The organism is Clostridium sp. X, from assembly GCF_055755365.1.
Window position 1 is genome coordinate 2,697,124 of record NZ_CM146912.1, and the last position, 16,304, is coordinate 2,713,427.

General features: G+C 29.8%; 15 protein-coding genes. All 15 read right to left on the reverse strand.

Annotated elements, in window-relative coordinates:
* Positions 1-147: 147 nt before the first annotated feature.
* The 15 genes from ftsZ to ACX0KU_RS13700 all read right to left on the reverse strand — a co-directional run bounded on the left by ftsZ (position 148) and on the right by ACX0KU_RS13700 (position 16,260).
* Complete coding sequence (gene ftsZ, locus ACX0KU_RS13630) at positions 148-1,278, reverse strand: cell division protein FtsZ (RefSeq protein WP_472990521.1); 1,131 nt, start codon at positions 1,276-1,278, stop codon at positions 148-150.
* Positions 1,279-1,294: 16 nt separating this feature from the next.
* The gene (ftsA, locus tag ACX0KU_RS13635; protein WP_472990522.1) at positions 1,295-2,545 is read right to left on the reverse strand and encodes a cell division protein FtsA; all 1,251 of its coding nucleotides are present in this window, start codon (positions 2,543-2,545) and stop codon (positions 1,295-1,297) included.
* Positions 2,546-2,797: 252 nt separating this feature from the next.
* Complete coding sequence (locus tag ACX0KU_RS13640; RefSeq protein WP_472990523.1) at positions 2,798-3,850, reverse strand: type IV pilus twitching motility protein PilT; 1,053 nt, start codon at positions 3,848-3,850, stop codon at positions 2,798-2,800.
* Positions 3,851-4,044: 194 nt separating this feature from the next.
* Positions 4,045-4,755, reverse strand: a complete 711-nt coding sequence (gene sigK / locus ACX0KU_RS13645; RefSeq protein ID WP_472990524.1) for an RNA polymerase sporulation sigma factor SigK — start codon at positions 4,753-4,755, stop codon at positions 4,045-4,047.
* 99 nt (positions 4,756-4,854) lie between these two features.
* Positions 4,855-6,060 (reverse strand): SIR2 family protein, encoded by a 1,206-nt coding sequence (locus tag ACX0KU_RS13650; protein ID WP_472990525.1) that lies wholly within the window; start codon positions 6,058-6,060, stop codon positions 4,855-4,857.
* A 166-nt stretch (positions 6,061-6,226) separates the two neighbouring features.
* Positions 6,227-7,921: a penicillin-binding transpeptidase domain-containing protein gene (locus tag ACX0KU_RS13655; RefSeq protein WP_472990526.1), complete on the reverse strand. Its 1,695-nt coding sequence runs from the start codon at positions 7,919-7,921 to the stop codon at positions 6,227-6,229.
* Between the two features lie 67 nt (positions 7,922-7,988).
* Positions 7,989-9,209, reverse strand: coding sequence for a peptidase U32 family protein (locus tag ACX0KU_RS13660; protein WP_472990527.1), 1,221 nt, complete (start codon positions 9,207-9,209; stop codon positions 7,989-7,991).
* Entirely contained in the window at positions 9,202-9,858 is a 657-nt protein-coding gene (locus ACX0KU_RS13665) for an O-methyltransferase (RefSeq protein WP_472990528.1), read from the reverse strand. Before ACX0KU_RS13665 ends, ACX0KU_RS13660 begins: the two co-directional genes overlap by 8 nt.
* A gap of 47 nt (positions 9,859-9,905) precedes the next feature.
* Positions 9,906-10,913 carry an endolytic transglycosylase MltG gene (gene mltG, locus ACX0KU_RS13670; protein WP_472990529.1) on the reverse strand — a complete coding sequence of 336 codons (1,008 nt, stop codon included), beginning with the start codon at positions 10,911-10,913 and terminating at the stop codon, positions 9,906-9,908.
* A gap of 18 nt (positions 10,914-10,931) precedes the next feature.
* Positions 10,932-12,755: a translational GTPase TypA gene (gene typA, locus ACX0KU_RS13675; protein WP_472990530.1), complete on the reverse strand. Its 1,824-nt coding sequence runs from the start codon at positions 12,753-12,755 to the stop codon at positions 10,932-10,934.
* Positions 12,756-12,961: 206 nt separating this feature from the next.
* Entirely contained in the window at positions 12,962-14,629 is a 1,668-nt protein-coding gene (locus tag ACX0KU_RS13680; RefSeq protein ID WP_472990531.1) for a ribonuclease J, read from the reverse strand.
* A 45-nt stretch (positions 14,630-14,674) separates the two neighbouring features.
* Positions 14,675-15,127, reverse strand: coding sequence for a Fur family transcriptional regulator (locus ACX0KU_RS13685; RefSeq protein ID WP_472990532.1), 453 nt, complete (start codon positions 15,125-15,127; stop codon positions 14,675-14,677).
* A gap of 115 nt (positions 15,128-15,242) precedes the next feature.
* A complete protein-coding gene (locus ACX0KU_RS13690; RefSeq protein ID WP_472990533.1) occupies positions 15,243-15,509 on the reverse strand; it encodes a DUF1292 domain-containing protein in 267 nt (88 codons plus the stop codon).
* A gap of 28 nt (positions 15,510-15,537) precedes the next feature.
* Positions 15,538-15,945, reverse strand: a complete 408-nt coding sequence (ruvX, locus tag ACX0KU_RS13695) for a Holliday junction resolvase RuvX (protein WP_472990534.1) — start codon at positions 15,943-15,945, stop codon at positions 15,538-15,540.
* 60 nt (positions 15,946-16,005) lie between these two features.
* The gene (locus ACX0KU_RS13700) at positions 16,006-16,260 is read right to left on the reverse strand and encodes an IreB family regulatory phosphoprotein (protein ID WP_472990535.1); all 255 of its coding nucleotides are present in this window, start codon (positions 16,258-16,260) and stop codon (positions 16,006-16,008) included.
* Positions 16,261-16,304: the final 44 nt, after the last annotated feature.

Below are 16,304 nucleotides of genomic sequence, written 5' to 3' on the forward strand. Positions count from 1 at the left end.
TCCCCCTTCAAAAATATTATATAACTAATAGTTTTAAAATTTTGTCATTTTCTATATTGTATTTCCACTTTTATCCTTCAACTTTTGATAGCATACTCCAAAAAATGGACCATAATAAAAAAGATGCCATATTTGGCATCTTTTTTATTATTTATTATATCTTCTTAAAAAAGCTGGAACTTCTAAATCTGATTGATTAAAGTCTCTTGTTGCAGCTACTTCTTCTGTAAATTGTTTTTCTTGATTTTTAGAATTAAAATAATTTTCTTCTTTATCTTTAACTATAGGGGTATTAGATTGTACTACTTTAGAAAAGCTTTGCGCTTTTTCCTCAAAACCAGTAGCAATTACAGTAATTCTAATTTCATCTTTTAAATTCTCATCTATAACAGCTCCAAATATAATATTAGCATCTGGATCTGCTGCTTCTTGAACAATTTCAGCCGCTTCATTTATTTCTAATAATCCTAAATCAGGTCCACCGGTTACATTTAATAACACACCTGTTGCTCCTACAATTGAGGTTTCTAAAAGCGGACTAGATATAGCTTGTTTCGCAGCTTCTTGTGCTCTATTATCTCCGCTTCCTGTGCCTACTCCCATGTGGGCTAAACCTTTATCTAGCATAATAGTTCTTACATCTGCAAAGTCAAGATTTACTAATCCTGGAATAGTAATTAAGTCAGATATACCTTGAACACCTTGTTTCAAAACATCGTCTGCATATTTAAAAGCTTCTACTAATGAAGTCTTTTTATCAACCATACTTAATAATCTTTCATTTGGAATAGTAACTAGTGTATCTACTGTATTTTTTAACTCCTTAATTCCCATCTCTGCATGAAGCATTCTTTTTCTACCTTCAAAAGGAAATGGTTTAGTTACAACACCTACTGTCAATATACCCATTGACTTAGCAATCTCAGCCACAACTGGCGCTGCTCCAGTTCCAGTTCCACCACCCATTCCAGCTGTTATAAATACCATATCAGCGCCTTTAATAGCTTGGGAAATTTCATCCTTACTTTCTTCTGCAGCCTTTCTTCCTACCTCTGGATTAGCACCTGCACCTAATCCTTTTGTTAACTTATCACCAATTTGTATCTTTTGCATAGCTTGTGAAACAGCTAGTGCTTGTTTATCCGTATTAATACCTATAAATTCTACATTTTTAAGACCTGATAAAATCATTCTATTTACAGCGTTGTTACCGCCGCCACCACATCCAATTACCTTAATTTGTGCAAACTGCTGAACATCTACATCGAAATCTAGCACAATAAATACCTCCTCGTTAAAAAAAGTCTGTAAAAAATTCTTTTATTTTTAAAACAAACCCTCGTTCATTACTTTGTTTCGTTTTACTACTTTTAATTTTTACATTATCATTAACACGTCTATCTTCATCTACTTTTTTGTCTATTTTTAGTGTACTAATTACATCCTTAACAATACCTACTACTGTAGAGTACATAGGACTTACTGCTCCAGTATACTTTGGCGAACCCGTTCTTACAGACTTGTCCAGAATTTTAGAAGCAAATGCATTAACACCCTTGAAAAGAGCTAATCCACCTCCAACGATAACTATCCCGGAAATTTCATCAAAATATTTACTTTCTTTTATTTTTTCTTTTGCATAATATAATATTTCTTCTGATCTAGCCTCTATAATCTTTTTTAGATATAAAAAATCTATCTCTATAGAATTATCATATCCTGCATTTACTTTAATTTTAGAATTGCTATCAATATTATCGCTCAATTCACCATATTTTATTTTTAATTTTTCAGCCTCTATAAAAGGTATTTTTAAACATAATGATATGTCATTTGTGATATTATCTCCACCTAAAGGAATCATACTAGTATAAGAAAGATTCCCTCTTTTATAAATAGATATATCCGTTGTCTGAGCACCTACATCAATAAATGCAATTCCCATATCCATTTCTTCTTTCTTAGATACTGATAATGATATCGCCTGCTGTTGTAAAACTTCTCCAACTAAATTTAAACCTGCCCTATCAATACTTTTTCTAAGATTATTTACTATAGTGCTTTGTGCAATTACTATTTGAGCATCAACTTCTAATCGCATTCCGCTCATACCTATAGGTTCAACTATGTGATCATAGCCATCGATTATGTACTGTTGAGGAACTACCCCTATGATTTCTTTATCAGAAGGAACTGGTATTAATTTAGCTGCTTCTAATACTCTTGCGACATCATTTTCTCTTATTTCTCTATCATTAGAAGATACAGCTACTATTCCTTTATTCCATACAAGTTCATTAACTGCTGCAGGCAGAGTTATATATACATTGGATATTTTAGTATCTACCATTCTCTCTAAGTTATTAATACATTCTCTTATCGATTGAGCTGTACTATCTATATCCACAACAATTGATTTTTTTAACCCCTTACATTTCACTGCAGTAATTCCAACAATACGAATTTCTCCACCAATGTCTACTTCTCCAACAGCACCATATACGTTCGATGAGCCTATATCAAGTCCTACTATATACTCGTGCACCTGGATTTCCCTCCCTTACAGAAGTCGCTTTAAATATTATATTCAACAAAAAAAGCTTATTCCCTTTAAATTTTAATATTATTTTTATATATTTTTAAAAAATACCACAAAAATAATCAATCTTTTTGATTAAATTCAATTTATTTCCATTATTATTCTCATTTTCTAATTTTCATTTTAGCATAAATTTCTTATATATACTAGATTTTTATATAATGGCTTTTCATTTTTCAATATTTAATTACGACTAAACTATAGTTCAATCATTCTTTTAACCATATCTCTATCAATAGAATATGTTAATGCATTTTCATAGGTTATTAATCCAGCTTTGTATAGTTCAACTATGCTCATATCCATAGTTTTCATTCCATATTTGCTTCCAGTCTGAATTGATGATTGAATCTGATGAGTCTTTCCTTCTCTAATCAAATTTTGTATAGCTGCGTTTATAGTCATTATTTCATAAGCACCAACTCTTCCTTTCTCATCACTTCTTGGTATTAGCTGTTGTGAAATAATACCTTGCAATACAGTAGCTAACTGAATTTTTATTTGTTGTTGTTGATGTGGGGTAAAAACATCAATTATTCTATCGATAGTCTTGGCCGCTCCTATTGTATGCAGTGTTGATAAAACTAAATGTCCTGTTTCTGCTGCAGTAATAGCTATAGATATTGTTTCTAAATCTCTCATCTCTCCTACAAAAATAACATCTGGATCTTCCCTTAGGGCAGCTCTTAATGCAGCTTTGTATGATAATGTATCTCTTCCAATTTCTCTTTGATTTATTATTGATTTATTATGTTTATGTAAAAATTCAACTGGATCCTCTAAAGTAATTATATGTGCTGACCTAGATGTATTAATTTCGTTTATCATTGCTGCAAGGGTAGTGCTTTTACCACTTCCAGTTGGTCCAGTAACTAAAACAAGTCCCCTTTTCTTTTGAGTTAATTCTCTAACAACAGTTGGTAATTTTAATTCTGATAATGTTGGAACTTTTAATGCTACAGATCTAATTGCTACAGCATGGCTTCCTCTCTGTTTATATGCATTTACTCTAAATCTCCCTATTCCAGGCAATGAGATTGAAGTATCCATCTCCCCAAGCTTATCATACTCATCATACAATTCACCCAGTAATTCTTTTATATATTTTTCAGTATCCTGAATTTTTAGCTTGTCATCTCCTACTTTTACCAATTCACCATTAATTCTTAATATAGGCGCAGTTCCTACTGTTAAATGCAGATCTGAGGCGTTTTCTAAAACTGTTTTTTCTAATAGTTCATTCAATGTCATTAAGTTCTTTCCTCCGCAATTTAATATACACTTGTTTTATTTTAAATTATACTATACTTATTCATCGTATTTTTTTTTCAAACTTTAATATGTAAAGTACTGTATCTTGATAATTATTTAATTTATTAGAATATTTTTCCTAGAATCTACTTACTCGCTAAAAATAGCAAGAGGTTATTAGTAACCTCTTGTTATTAAGATTGTTTATTATTGGTTGATACGAACTCCTTATACATTTTTTTAAGTGCTCTCTTCTCTATTCTAGATACATACGATCTCGATATTTCAAGTAAAGCAGCAATTTCTCTCTGAGTCCTAGGTTTACCATCTGATAAGCCATATCTCATTTTAATTATTATCTTTTCTCTATCTGTTAGACATTGATTAATTTTATCATACAGTTTTTTTACTTGTATTCTGTTTTCAACTACTTCAATTATGGAATCTTCTTCGCTACTTAAGACATCAATTAATGAAATTTCATTACCTTCTTTATCTATTCCTATAGGGTCTTGAAGATAGACTTCACTCTTAATCTTTTTTGTATTTCTAATTAACATTAATATCTCATTTTCAATGCATCTAGCAGCATAAGTAGCTAATCTAGTCCCTTTAGAGGTATCAAATGAATCTATTGCTTTTATAAGCCCTACTGTACCTATAGAAATTAAATCATCGATATCCTTATGTGGATAAGAATATTTTTTAACAATATGTGCAACTAGTCTTAAGTTTCTTTCTATAAGAACTCCTTTGGCCAATACATCTCCTTCTTTTAGCTTTTTTAAATAGTTTTTTTCATCTTTTTCGTCCAAAGGCTGAGGAAATGAAGTTCCATTACTTATATAAGCAGTTAGGAACATCATGTTACCAATTACATCTAGTATACAATTTATTAAGAACACAGGAACATCCCCCTAAAAGTGCTTATTACTATAATATTAAGTAACACTCAAAAACTTTCCTATGGACAAGATGTTTTTTTAAATATATTATTTTCAACTTTAAATATAAAGTATCTGGATTTTTGATATAATAACTTCATTATCTGTATAATTGACAAGACCATGGAAAAAGTTCTTTGCTCTTATATACTGAAGATTTTTATCGCCAATAAATATACCATATCTATCTGATTTCTCTACTTTTAATGATATTTTTACATATTTATCATTCTTAGTTAATCCATCTTCAATCCAAATATCTTTAATAATATCATTTTGTATAATTTGTTCTAAAATACTTTCTTCTCCTACTATTTTTTGTAGTATTTTAGGTATATCAGTATCATATTCATCTACCCATATTGTATTCACTCCAAATGAATATGCATCAATGGATTCATAATCCTTAAGAAGTCTTCGAGTTTTAAGTAATAATTCACTTTTCTCTTTATCTTCTACACTTTGTAAACTCGTATTGTTCTCAGCATTTACTAAATTTACATTTTTTCTAAATATATAATGTCCTTCTTTTTTATTTGCTAAATCCAGTAATCTTCTTGTATTTGGATCTCTTAAAGATACTCCAATAAATAGACAGGAATTTTCTCTAAACTTGGTAATTTGTATTATATTATGTGAACTGTATATATCTAAATATTGATCATGATATGTTTTTTCTCCAAATGTTATTTTATTATTTTCATTTAAAATGCTACTTTCCGGTAAAAATCCATGTACATGATATATTGGAAATTCATCTTTATTAAAATCTTGTGATTCTCCATGTAGGGATTTAACTTTAAAATTAGGATTTTTAATATATAAGCGCCTTTCTAAGATATCATCATAATTATAAGTGATGACCGAGTTAACTTTTAGCGACTGAATGAGCAGTACTATATTATCAATAGTACTAGTGTCTCCAATCTTTGTTTCTTTATATAATGTATCCCTTACATTATTTTCAAGTGCATAGGGCTCCTTATCTTTTTCATATAAACTTTGTATATACCTACCTTTTTTAAGCTCATTATCTTTATTCATATAGTTGAATACCTCAACTATTTCAGATTCAAATTCTTTATTAAAACCCTCTGAGGTTTTAAAGTGATTAATTAAAAGTTTACTTAAAAGTTCGTTCCAGTCAGGAATATTGAAACTTTTAGATATTCCTGCTCCTAATACTAAAACTAATTTACCTTGTTTATATTTTTCTATCAAATCATTAATCTGTGTTTTATTATTATAAAATAGTTCAAATGACATATTATAGCCTCCTTGTTATGTATTTTCAAAATATAAACTTATGATAATTTGGAATATTCTATGCTTAATTTCTTACTCCTTTTACAAAAGATCAAAAGAACCCTTACACTAGATTTTACTCTAATGACAGGGTTAAATCATAAGTTAATAAAACTTGCAAGTGCAGCTAAAATTTATTTAAATAATCATAATTTTCTTCTATAATTTTTTTAAATAATGGTACAGCTGTACCAGATGCATTTATATCTTTACCTATATTTTCAACAAACACAACCATTGAATAATATTTATCTTTTACTTTAAAAAAACCTACAAACCATCCGTCATAATAGTCATTATATTTTGACTCCTTATTTGCTTCATCTATTATAGTTTCAATTCTCATAGATGTACCAGTCTTTCCTCCAACCTCAATATTATCTATATACGCTCTCTTACCAGTTCCATCTTCATTTGCTACAACTTCTATCATTTGCTTTTTTAAAAGGCTTGCTGTAGATTGACTTATAACTTGATTTTTTTCAGTAGATACTTCTTCAGCAAGGTTATTATTATTATCTACATATGCATCTATAATATATGGCTTTATATATATGCCTTTATTTACCACAGTATTTGGTATACTTATAGCTTCAATAGGAGTTATTCTTGTTTTTTGTCCTATATAAGCTTGTCGACTATCCCCTCCATCATCTTTAGCTTCTTTTAGGTTTAATTCCAGATTGCCTTTTTCTTCCATATCAAGATTTAAAACTTTTTCATATAATCCATGATTTCTTGAAAGTTTATCAATATTTTTAATACCTACATCTTCACCAATTTGAACAAAAACATTGTTTGAGGATTTTATAAAGGCATCTTTTATATTCTTACTTTTTTTGTCTTCATGTTCCTCAAACAATCCTCCAAAATTTTTATGTTCATATAATTTACTTAAAGATAATGTATTTGTTTCTATACCTGCTTCTTCAACTAAAACTTTAAATATAGATCCTGCAAAAAAACCATTTTGAGTGCTAGCTCCAATGTTTACATTGGGTTTACTGTCATCTTTTTGAACCATAGCCTTTAATTTACCTGTATCTGCCTCCATTAAAATTACCCCTATTTGATCAAACTTATTATATGGTGCAGTTGTTAATGTTTTTTTTATATTTGTTTGCAGATATTTATCTATAGTAAGTCTAATATTAATATTATTTTCAGGCAGTGCTGTAAATTCACTAGTTATATTTCCATTAACATCTTTATTAAAAACATTATAAGACTCTTTATTATTCTTAGTTTTATTTACTATTTGCATTTCTATAGAGTCTTCTGACTTAGGCTTTAATACACCCTCCTCTATTCTATTAGGATTTGTAATTAAATTCTCTACATTCCACCAAGAATTTGCTTTATCAATGGATGAATACTTATATGAGTAAAATCCATTTACTCCTGTTACTTTTTTCACACTATTATATGTGCTTTCATCAATTATCCACTTTATTTTTGAGCTTTCATTTTTCAGAATCTCTTTATCAATATCATACTCAGGATTATAACTTTTTAATATTATCTTTAGAGCTTCTAAATCTTCATCCTTAGAATATTTATTATTTAAGGAATATGTAAATGGATCGATAACTGCATAATATACTTGAGAATAATTAAGTAAATCCTTACCATTACAATCTAGTAATAAATAATTTAATTCTGATGATTTTTCTTTATACTGATATTGATTCTGAACCATAAGTGCCAGATCTTCCGATTTAAAATATTTATAATTCACTATTCTTATAGATAAAATCACAAATAAAGTTAATAATATACTAAAAATTATGTAACATCTTTTCTTATCTAATTCATTTAACATAAAAACACTCCTTCCAGCTAAATTTTAGCCCGGATAGAAGTGTTTTATTCGTTAATTCATAGATTATTTATTTTCTGGATTTTATAAGTATATCTTTTGCTCTCAACTTAATATCTGTAATCACTGTAAATATCATTTCAGCATTTCTTGCTGCCTCAATACTTTCTCGATTTTTATTTCTCATATCTTTTAAGCTTACTTCAAAGCTATCTCCTTCTGGTCTTAAAACTTCAACAATATCCTCATTGAAAACTCTATTTTTTTGCTCAATAGTAGCAATATTATTTTGTTCATCGTATTCTTTTACAACACCTATAATATCATACTCTCTAATATAAGATGATGATTCATAAATTTGTTTGTCTGTTTCTCCAAAATAAAACCCAGTACTGTATTGTCTATGACTTGGCTTCATTAAGTACTCCATCCACTTTGAATTTAATTTATATTCTTTTGGATTTAAAAAGTAAGCATCTACTGCTTCTCTATACGCCTTCACTACCGAAGCTACATAAAAAGTACTTTTCATTCTTCCTTCAATTTTAAAGGAATCTATCCCTGCCTCTATTAGCTCTGGAATGTGCTCTATCATACATAAATCCTTAGAGTTAAAGATATATGTTCCTCTCTCATCTTCATGAACTGGAAAATACTCTCCAGGCCGCTTTTCTTCTACTATATTATATTTATATCTACATGGTTGAGAACAAACTCCTCTATTTGAATCTCTACCAGTCATATAGTTAGATAATAAGCATCTTCCTGAATATGCCATACACATAGATCCGTGAACAAACGCTTCAATTTTACAACTTTGTGAAAGCTTTGATCTAAGTTCTTTAATTTCATCTAGAGAAAGTTCTCTTGCAAGAACAATTCTTTCTACTCCATTTTTATGCCAAAACTCAGCGGATTTATAATTAACATTATTAGCTTGTGTGCTTAAATGAATCTCTAAGTTTGGCGCTACTTCTCTTGCAGTCATTATAATTCCAGGATCAGATACTATAATAGCATCCACACCTATTTCATATAACTCTTTTAAATAATCTTCAAGGCCTATCAAATCCTCATTATGTGCAAAAACATTAATAGTAACATATACTTTTCTGCCTCTATCATGAGCATATTTTATACCTTTTTTTAAGTCTTCTACACCAAAGTTATCTGACAATGCTCTTAAATTCAATTTACTTCCACCTAAGTAAACAGCATCTGCTCCAAAATCTATTGCAGTTACTAATTTTTCTAAATTGCCAGCTGGCGCTAATATTTCTGGCTTAATCATCTGAATCCCTCCTTGTAGTTACTGCTATACCATCTCCCATAGGTATTACAGAGGTTAACAAGCTTTTATCACTGGAGATTGTTTCAAGATAACTTCTCATTCTTTTAACTATTGTGATCTTCCTTCTTTTCACTAAATCATCAGATGCAACCATTCCTCTAAAGAGAACATTATCAGCAATTATTATTCCGTCTTTTTTTAGCAACTTTAAGCAGTATGGCATAAATTCATTATAATGCCCTTTTCCAGCATCCATAAAAATGAAATCATATTCATATTTCAGAGTTGAAAGTACTTCTAAACAATCCCCTTCAATTACCTCTATTTTATCTTCTAATCCTAAATCTGAAATATTTTTTCTTGCTATATCTATCATTTTTTTATCTCTCTCTATAGTCGTTATAAGAGAGGTATTATTAGTTGCTATGTTCATCAGAATTGATGAGTATCCAATTGCGGTTCCCAACTCTAATATTTTTTTAGGCTTATGAATTTGAATCATTAGTTTCAAGAAATTAGCTACTTCACTTTGAACAATTGGTACATTATTCTCATGAGCATACTTTTCTAATTCCTTTAATATCTCAGAATCTTCTTTGACTAAACCTCTAATATAGTCTACTACATAATCTTGTGATATCCCACTCATAAAAATCCCTCCCAAATAACTTCCAACTTACTATCTACAAAAGAAAACTATTTTATTCTATTTTTATATTTTTGTTTAGCTTTTAAAAAGTCATTGTAGTTCTTTGTAAAATAATGTCTTTTATCATCTTCTAACACATAGAATACATAATCTGTGTCATCTGGTTTTAAAGCCGCCTTAATGGATTCTTTTCCTGGACTACAAATAGGTCCTGGAGTAAGTCCTGTAACTTTATAAGTGTTGTAAGGAGAATCTATTTTTAAATCATTTAGACTTAAACTTTTTTTATGTTCGCCTATAGCATATATAACTGCCGCATCTATTTGAAGCATCATTCTCTTAGAAATTCTGTTTTTAATAACAGAGGCTATTTTACTTCTATCATCATCTACTCTTGCTTCTTTTTCAATTAAAGAAGCAATTGTTATAACCTCTGATATGTCCTTAATATCATTCCCGTCTCTTCCTATTTCATCTATAACATATTCAAATCTTTTAATCAGCTTTTCAATTATCTCAATTCCATTAGAATTCTTTTTTAATTTATAGGTATCTGGAAATAAATATCCTTCCAATGCATATCTTACCTTGGAATTAGCTTTTATGTAGTTTGGGAGATTGTACTCCTTACAACTCTTTAAAAATTCTTCTCTTTCAATAATCTCTTTTTGTTGTAGTAAATCTGCAATACTTTCAATATCGTACCCTTCTGGTATGGTCACTTGAACAAAATCTTTATGTTCCGTTCCAGTGTTTAGCATATTTATAAATTGCTGAATTGACATATCCTTTTTTATGCTGTACTCACCTTGTTTGATATTGGTATTAAATCTAGAGAGTTTAATATATATTTTTAATAAAAACTCATTTTTTATCAAACCTTCATCATTCATTTTACTAACAACATTAAGTAATGAATCTCCATTGTTTACCAATATTTGAGATTCATTACTTTTGTTAGTAAAAGGATAATTCATGTCATATTTTAGTTTATTTCCAAGAAAAATTAACAAAATAACTAACGTAATTATAATGACTAATTTTTTCCTTTTCATTACTACACTCCATATTAATTATTTATTTCTTGAAGCTCTTTTTCTTTCTGTACTATCTAGTAATTTTTTTCTCATTCTTATAGTTTTCGGAGTAACTTCAACCAGCTCATCTGCAGCTATAAATTCTAAACATTGCTCTAAACTCATTTGTACTGCTGGTATAAGTTTTAATGCATCATCAGAACCTGAAGATCTTGTATTACTTAAGTGCTTTTTCTTACATACATTAACATCAATATCTTCAGCTCTTGAGCATTCACCAACAATCATTCCAGAATAAACTGGTGTAGCAGGTGTTATAAATAATCTTCCTCTTTCTTGAGCATTAAATAGTCCATATGTTATAGCTTCTCCTGTTTCAAAAGCTATAAGTGATCCTCTAGTTCTATCTGGTATATCTCCTCTATATTCTTCATATCCTTCAAATACATGATTCATTATACCATTACCTTTTGTATCAGTCATAAATTCATTTCTAAAACCAATTAACCCTCTTGCTGGTATATTAAATTCTAGTCTAGAGTATCCATTAACAGCAGAAGTCATATTAACCATTTCTGCTTTTCTCGGTCCTAACTTTTCCATTATAACTCCCATAAACTCCTCTGGAACATCTATAGTAAGATACTCTATTGGTTCATGTTTTCTACCATTTACTTCACGGAAAATAACAGATGGCTTTGAAACTTGAAATTCATAACCTTCTCTTCTCATTGTCTCAATTAAAATTGATAAATGAAGTTCTCCTCTTCCACTTACTTCAAATGAGTCTCCTAAGTCGCTCTCTTTTATTCTCAAGCTTACATTAGTTTCTAACTCTTTAAATAGTCTGTCTCTCAAATGTCTTGAAGTTACATATTCTCCTTCTTGACCAGCAAATGGTGAATCATTAACCATAAAGTACATACTAAGAGTCGGTTCATCAATGTCTACAAAAGCTAAAGCTTCTGGATTACTTGCATCTGCTATCGTCTCCCCTATATTAATATCTGGAATTCCTGATACAGCAACTATATCTCCTAATTTAGCCTCTTGAACCTCTTCTCTTTTTAGTCCATTATATACATATAAATTTGATATCTTAATAGTTCTCTTTGAACCATCTTTTTGCACTATTGCTACTTGTTGATTTCTTGCTATACTTCCTCTTGCTATTCTTCCAATAGCTATTCTTCCTACATATTCATTATAATCAATTGTAGTAACTAATAATTGAAGTGGTTGATCTATATAACCTGTTGGTGCTTTTACATTCTTTATTATAGCATCAAACAATGGAGTCATATTTTCACTTTCATCTTCTACTTCTTTCTTTGCAAAACCATCTCTAGCAGATGCATAAACTATAGGGAAATCAAGTTGCTCATCATCAGCTCCAAGTTCAACAAACAGATCAAAAACTTCATCTATTACTTCTTCTGGTCTTGCATTAGGTTTATCAATTTTATTTATTACAACTATTGGTCTTAATGATAACTCTAAAGCTTTTTTAAGAACAAATTTAGTCTGCGGCATCGGTCCTTCATAAGCATCAACTACTAATAATACACAGTCTACCATTGTAAGAACACGTTCAACTTCTCCACCAAAGTCAGCATGTCCCGGTGTATCTACTATATTTATTTTAACTCCACTATACATTATAGCAGTATTTTTAGATAATATAGTTATTCCTCTCTCTTTTTCTAAATCATTAGAGTCCATAACTCTCTCTTGAACTTTTTCATTTTCCCTAAACACGTGACTTTGTCTAAGCATCGCGTCAACTAAAGTTGTCTTTCCATGGTCAACGTGAGCAATAATTGCTAAATTTCTAATATCATTTCTAGTGAATAATTCCATTATATTTCCTCCCAAATAAAAATTGGATACACTTAGTACCCAATTTTATGATTAACATATCTATTCTAATGCTATATGCTTAAAAAGTCAATCTTTGTAGTTTTTTTATTATTTTTTGTCATCTAAATCCTTAATATCAAGCATATTTCTTCAATATTTTTCAATATATTTAAATAAATACTAATTATAGCTTAAATAAATTCTATCTACACTTCCATAATTATAGGTAATATCATAGGTTTTCTCTTTGTTCTTTCATATAAAAACATTCTTAATACATCTTTAATCTTAGACTTAATAGCTGCCCATTCAGTAATAGCTCTTTCTTCACACTCTCTTAAAGCATCTCTTACTATAATTCTAGCCTCTTCCATCAAATCTTCTGACTCTCTTACATATACAAAACCTCTAGATATTATATCTGGTCCAGCTATAACTTTTCCACTTTCTTTTGCAATTGTTACAACTACAGTTAAAATACCATCCTGCGATAAGTGTCTTCTATCTCTTAAAACTATATTTCCAACGTCACCTACACCTAATCCATCAACAAAAACTTGCCCTGATATTACAGTACCATTTTTTCTTATCTGATCTCTAGTAATTTCTATTACATCTCCATTTTCTGCGATCAAAATATTTTCTTCCGGCATGCCCATTTTAAATGCTAGTTCAGCATGTTGTTTTAACATTCTATATTCACCATGTACGGGTACAAAAAACTTAGGTTTTACAAGAGTGTGCATTAATTTTAATTCCTCTTGACATGCATGCCCCGAAACGTGAACATCTGCTAAAGCTTCATAAATTACATTCGCCCCTTGTTTAAACAGTAAATTAATCACCTTTGAAACTAGCTTTTCATTACCCGGTATTGGAGTGGCTGATATTATAATCATATCACCTTCAACTATACTTACTTTTTTATGGTCTGCAGAAGCCATTCTCGAAAGAGCTGACATGGGCTCTCCTTGACTGCCTGTAGTTATAATAGTTATTTTATCATTAGGATATCTTTTAATATCATCTATACCTATTAGTATTCCTTCATCAAAGGTTAGATAACCAAGTTCAGAAGCTACTGCAACTATGTTCTCCATGCTTCTTCCTGATACTGCAACCTTCCTATTTTGTTTTGAAGAAGCAGTAATTATTTGCTGAATTCTATGAATATTTGATGCAAAAGTAGCCACAATTATTCTACCCGTAGCCTTTGCAAAAATATTTTCAAAAGCTTCTCCTACTGTTCTTTCAGACATTGTATAACCCGTTCTCTCTACATTTGTACTATCTGCCAACATAATAGCTACACCTTTTTTCCCTAATTCTGCAAATCTAGCTAAGTCGGCAACTTGGCCATCAATAGGTGTGTAGTCAATTTTAAAATCTCCTGTATGTAAAATTACTCCTACAGGTGTATGAATAGCAAGTGCAGCAGCATCTGCTATACTATGACTTGTTCTAATAAATTCTACTGATAAATGTTCAAGTTTTATAATATCTTTTGGTTGAACACGATTCAAAGTTGATGTAGCTAAAAGACCACTTTCCTTTAATCTATTTTCTACTATTCCCAGTGTTAACTTAGTTCCATACACCGGTATATCTAGCTGTTTTAATACATACGGTAATGATCCTATATGATCTTCATGCCCATGTGTTAGAAATATTCCTTTTACTTTTTCTCTATTTTTTGTTAAATATCCAATATCCGGTATTACTACATCTATTCCAAGCATCTCGTCATCTGGAAATTTCAGACCACAGTCTATTAAGATTATCTCATTTTTATACTCAATAACCGTCATGTTTTTTCCTACTTCCCCTAGACCGCCTAAAGGAATTATCTTCACTTTATCTTTCTCCTTTTTCAATACCCTACCCTCCTTTAATTTCTTTTGATTGATTCTTTATCTGTTTTACTTTTCTAAGCATTCATTACAAACGCCCAGAAATTTTACACTATGATTCTCTATTCTAAATTTATATTTACTTTCAACATTTTTTTCAATACTATCTAATAGGTCCTCTTCAACCTCTAGAACCTTACCACATTGTCTACAAATTAAATGATGATGATGATGAGCTTCTTCATTATCTAGAAGCTCATATCTGTTACATCCATCATCTAAATTGATTTTACAAAGAATACCTATATCTTCAAGTAATTGAACTGTTCTGTAAATTGTAGCTAACCCTATCTCTGGACACTCTTTTTTTACGAGATCATACATTTCTTCTGCAGTAAGATGATTCCCCTTATTATTTAGAACAATATTTACTACAGCTCTTCTTTGTGGAGTTAGTTTATAGCCTTTTATTTTTAACTGTTCTTTTAAATTTTCAATTTGTATTGGAGACACATTATACATCTTAATACCTCATTTCGTTATTGAAAACACTTATTCATTTAATTTCTAAAACACTAACCACAATCAAGTTTAATAGTAATTATCATTTCATGTCAACTGATAATCATTTGTTATACTAATTTAAAGATTCATTTTCCATCATCAATGTTTCATAGGCTTCTGCTACCATTGCAAATTCTTGTTCATCTTCTATTGTTACAAATATTTCTTCTCCATCATCATCATTTTCAATTCTTAGAGCAACTGCATCTGCATCCTCATCATCAACTGGAGCAACTATTACATATTCATCATCTTCAATATCAAATTTCATTACTAATTCAAATTCTATTTCATTACCTTCATCATCTTTTAATACAATTGTGCTAAATTCATTTTCCATTTTTTTTAATCTCCTTCTTATTTTTATTTTATATACTATCTAGATATCCTTGCAAAATATAAGTAGCTGCTATCTTATCAACTATTTTTTTCCTTTTTGCTCTTGATAAATTTGCTTCTAACATTGCCCTATTTGCTGCAGCTGTGGTAAGCCTTTCATCCCACATTTTTATCGGTATAGTTATATTTTCTTCTATTAAACTACAGAAATCTAGAACCTTTTGCCCTTGCTCTCCTAGCGTTCCATTCATGTTTTTAGGTAGACCACAAACAATACTTTCTATACTATATTCTTTACAAATCTTAATTAGCTCATCTATATCATATTCATTATTTTTTCTATTTATTGTAGTTATACCTTGAGCCGTAAATCCTAAAGGATCACTTACTGCTATCCCTATAGTTCTATCTCCAACATCTAAACCAAGTATTCTCATAAAGTTCTCCTTACGTTATATTCGTATATTCTTAAAATAAAAATGCCCATAAGGGCATTTTTATTTAATAGATAAATAAGCTTTTAGTACCTCTTCCAGAAGTTCATCTCTTTCTAATTTCCTAATCAATGCCCTAGCCCCATTATAATTAGTTATGTAGGTAGGATCACCAGAAATCAGATATCCAACTAGCTGATTTATAGGATTATATCCTTTTTCTTTAAGAGAATCATTAACTTGAGCTAAAATTGTCCTTGTCATATCTTTTTTGTTTTTTAAAATATCGAATTGCATAGTATTTTCGTTAATTCCCATAACTGCTACACCCCTTTTTAGAATTGCAGTTCTCCTTTGTAACT

Coding starts and splice junctions, on each gene's coding strand:
- ACX0KU_RS13640 (WP_472990523.1), bottom strand. CDS start 3,850: ATGACATTGAATGAACTATTAGAAAAAACAGTTTTAGAAAACGCCTCA.
- ACX0KU_RS13650 (WP_472990525.1), bottom strand. CDS start 6,060: ATGTCATTTGAACTATTTTATAATAATAAAACACAGATTAATGATTTG.
- ACX0KU_RS13655 (WP_472990526.1), bottom strand. CDS start 7,921: ATGTTAAATGAATTAGATAAGAAAAGATGTTACATAATTTTTAGTATA.
- ACX0KU_RS13660 (WP_472990527.1), bottom strand. CDS start 9,209: ATGATTAAGCCAGAAATATTAGCGCCAGCTGGCAATTTAGAAAAATTA.
- ACX0KU_RS13665 (WP_472990528.1), bottom strand. CDS start 9,858: ATGAGTGGGATATCACAAGATTATGTAGTAGACTATATTAGAGGTTTA.
- mltG (WP_472990529.1), bottom strand. CDS start 10,913: ATGAAAAGGAAAAAATTAGTCATTATAATTACGTTAGTTATTTTGTTA.
- typA (WP_472990530.1), bottom strand. CDS start 12,755: ATGGAATTATTCACTAGAAATGATATTAGAAATTTAGCAATTATTGCT.
- ACX0KU_RS13685 (WP_472990532.1), bottom strand. CDS start 15,127: ATGTATAATGTGTCTCCAATACAAATTGAAAATTTAAAAGAACAGTTA.
- ACX0KU_RS13690 (WP_472990533.1), bottom strand. CDS start 15,509: ATGGAAAATGAATTTAGCACAATTGTATTAAAAGATGATGAAGGTAAT.
- ruvX (WP_472990534.1), bottom strand. CDS start 15,945: ATGAGAATACTTGGTTTAGATGTTGGAGATAGAACTATAGGGATAGCA.
- ACX0KU_RS13700 (WP_472990535.1), bottom strand. CDS start 16,260: ATGGGAATTAACGAAAATACTATGCAATTCGATATTTTAAAAAACAAA.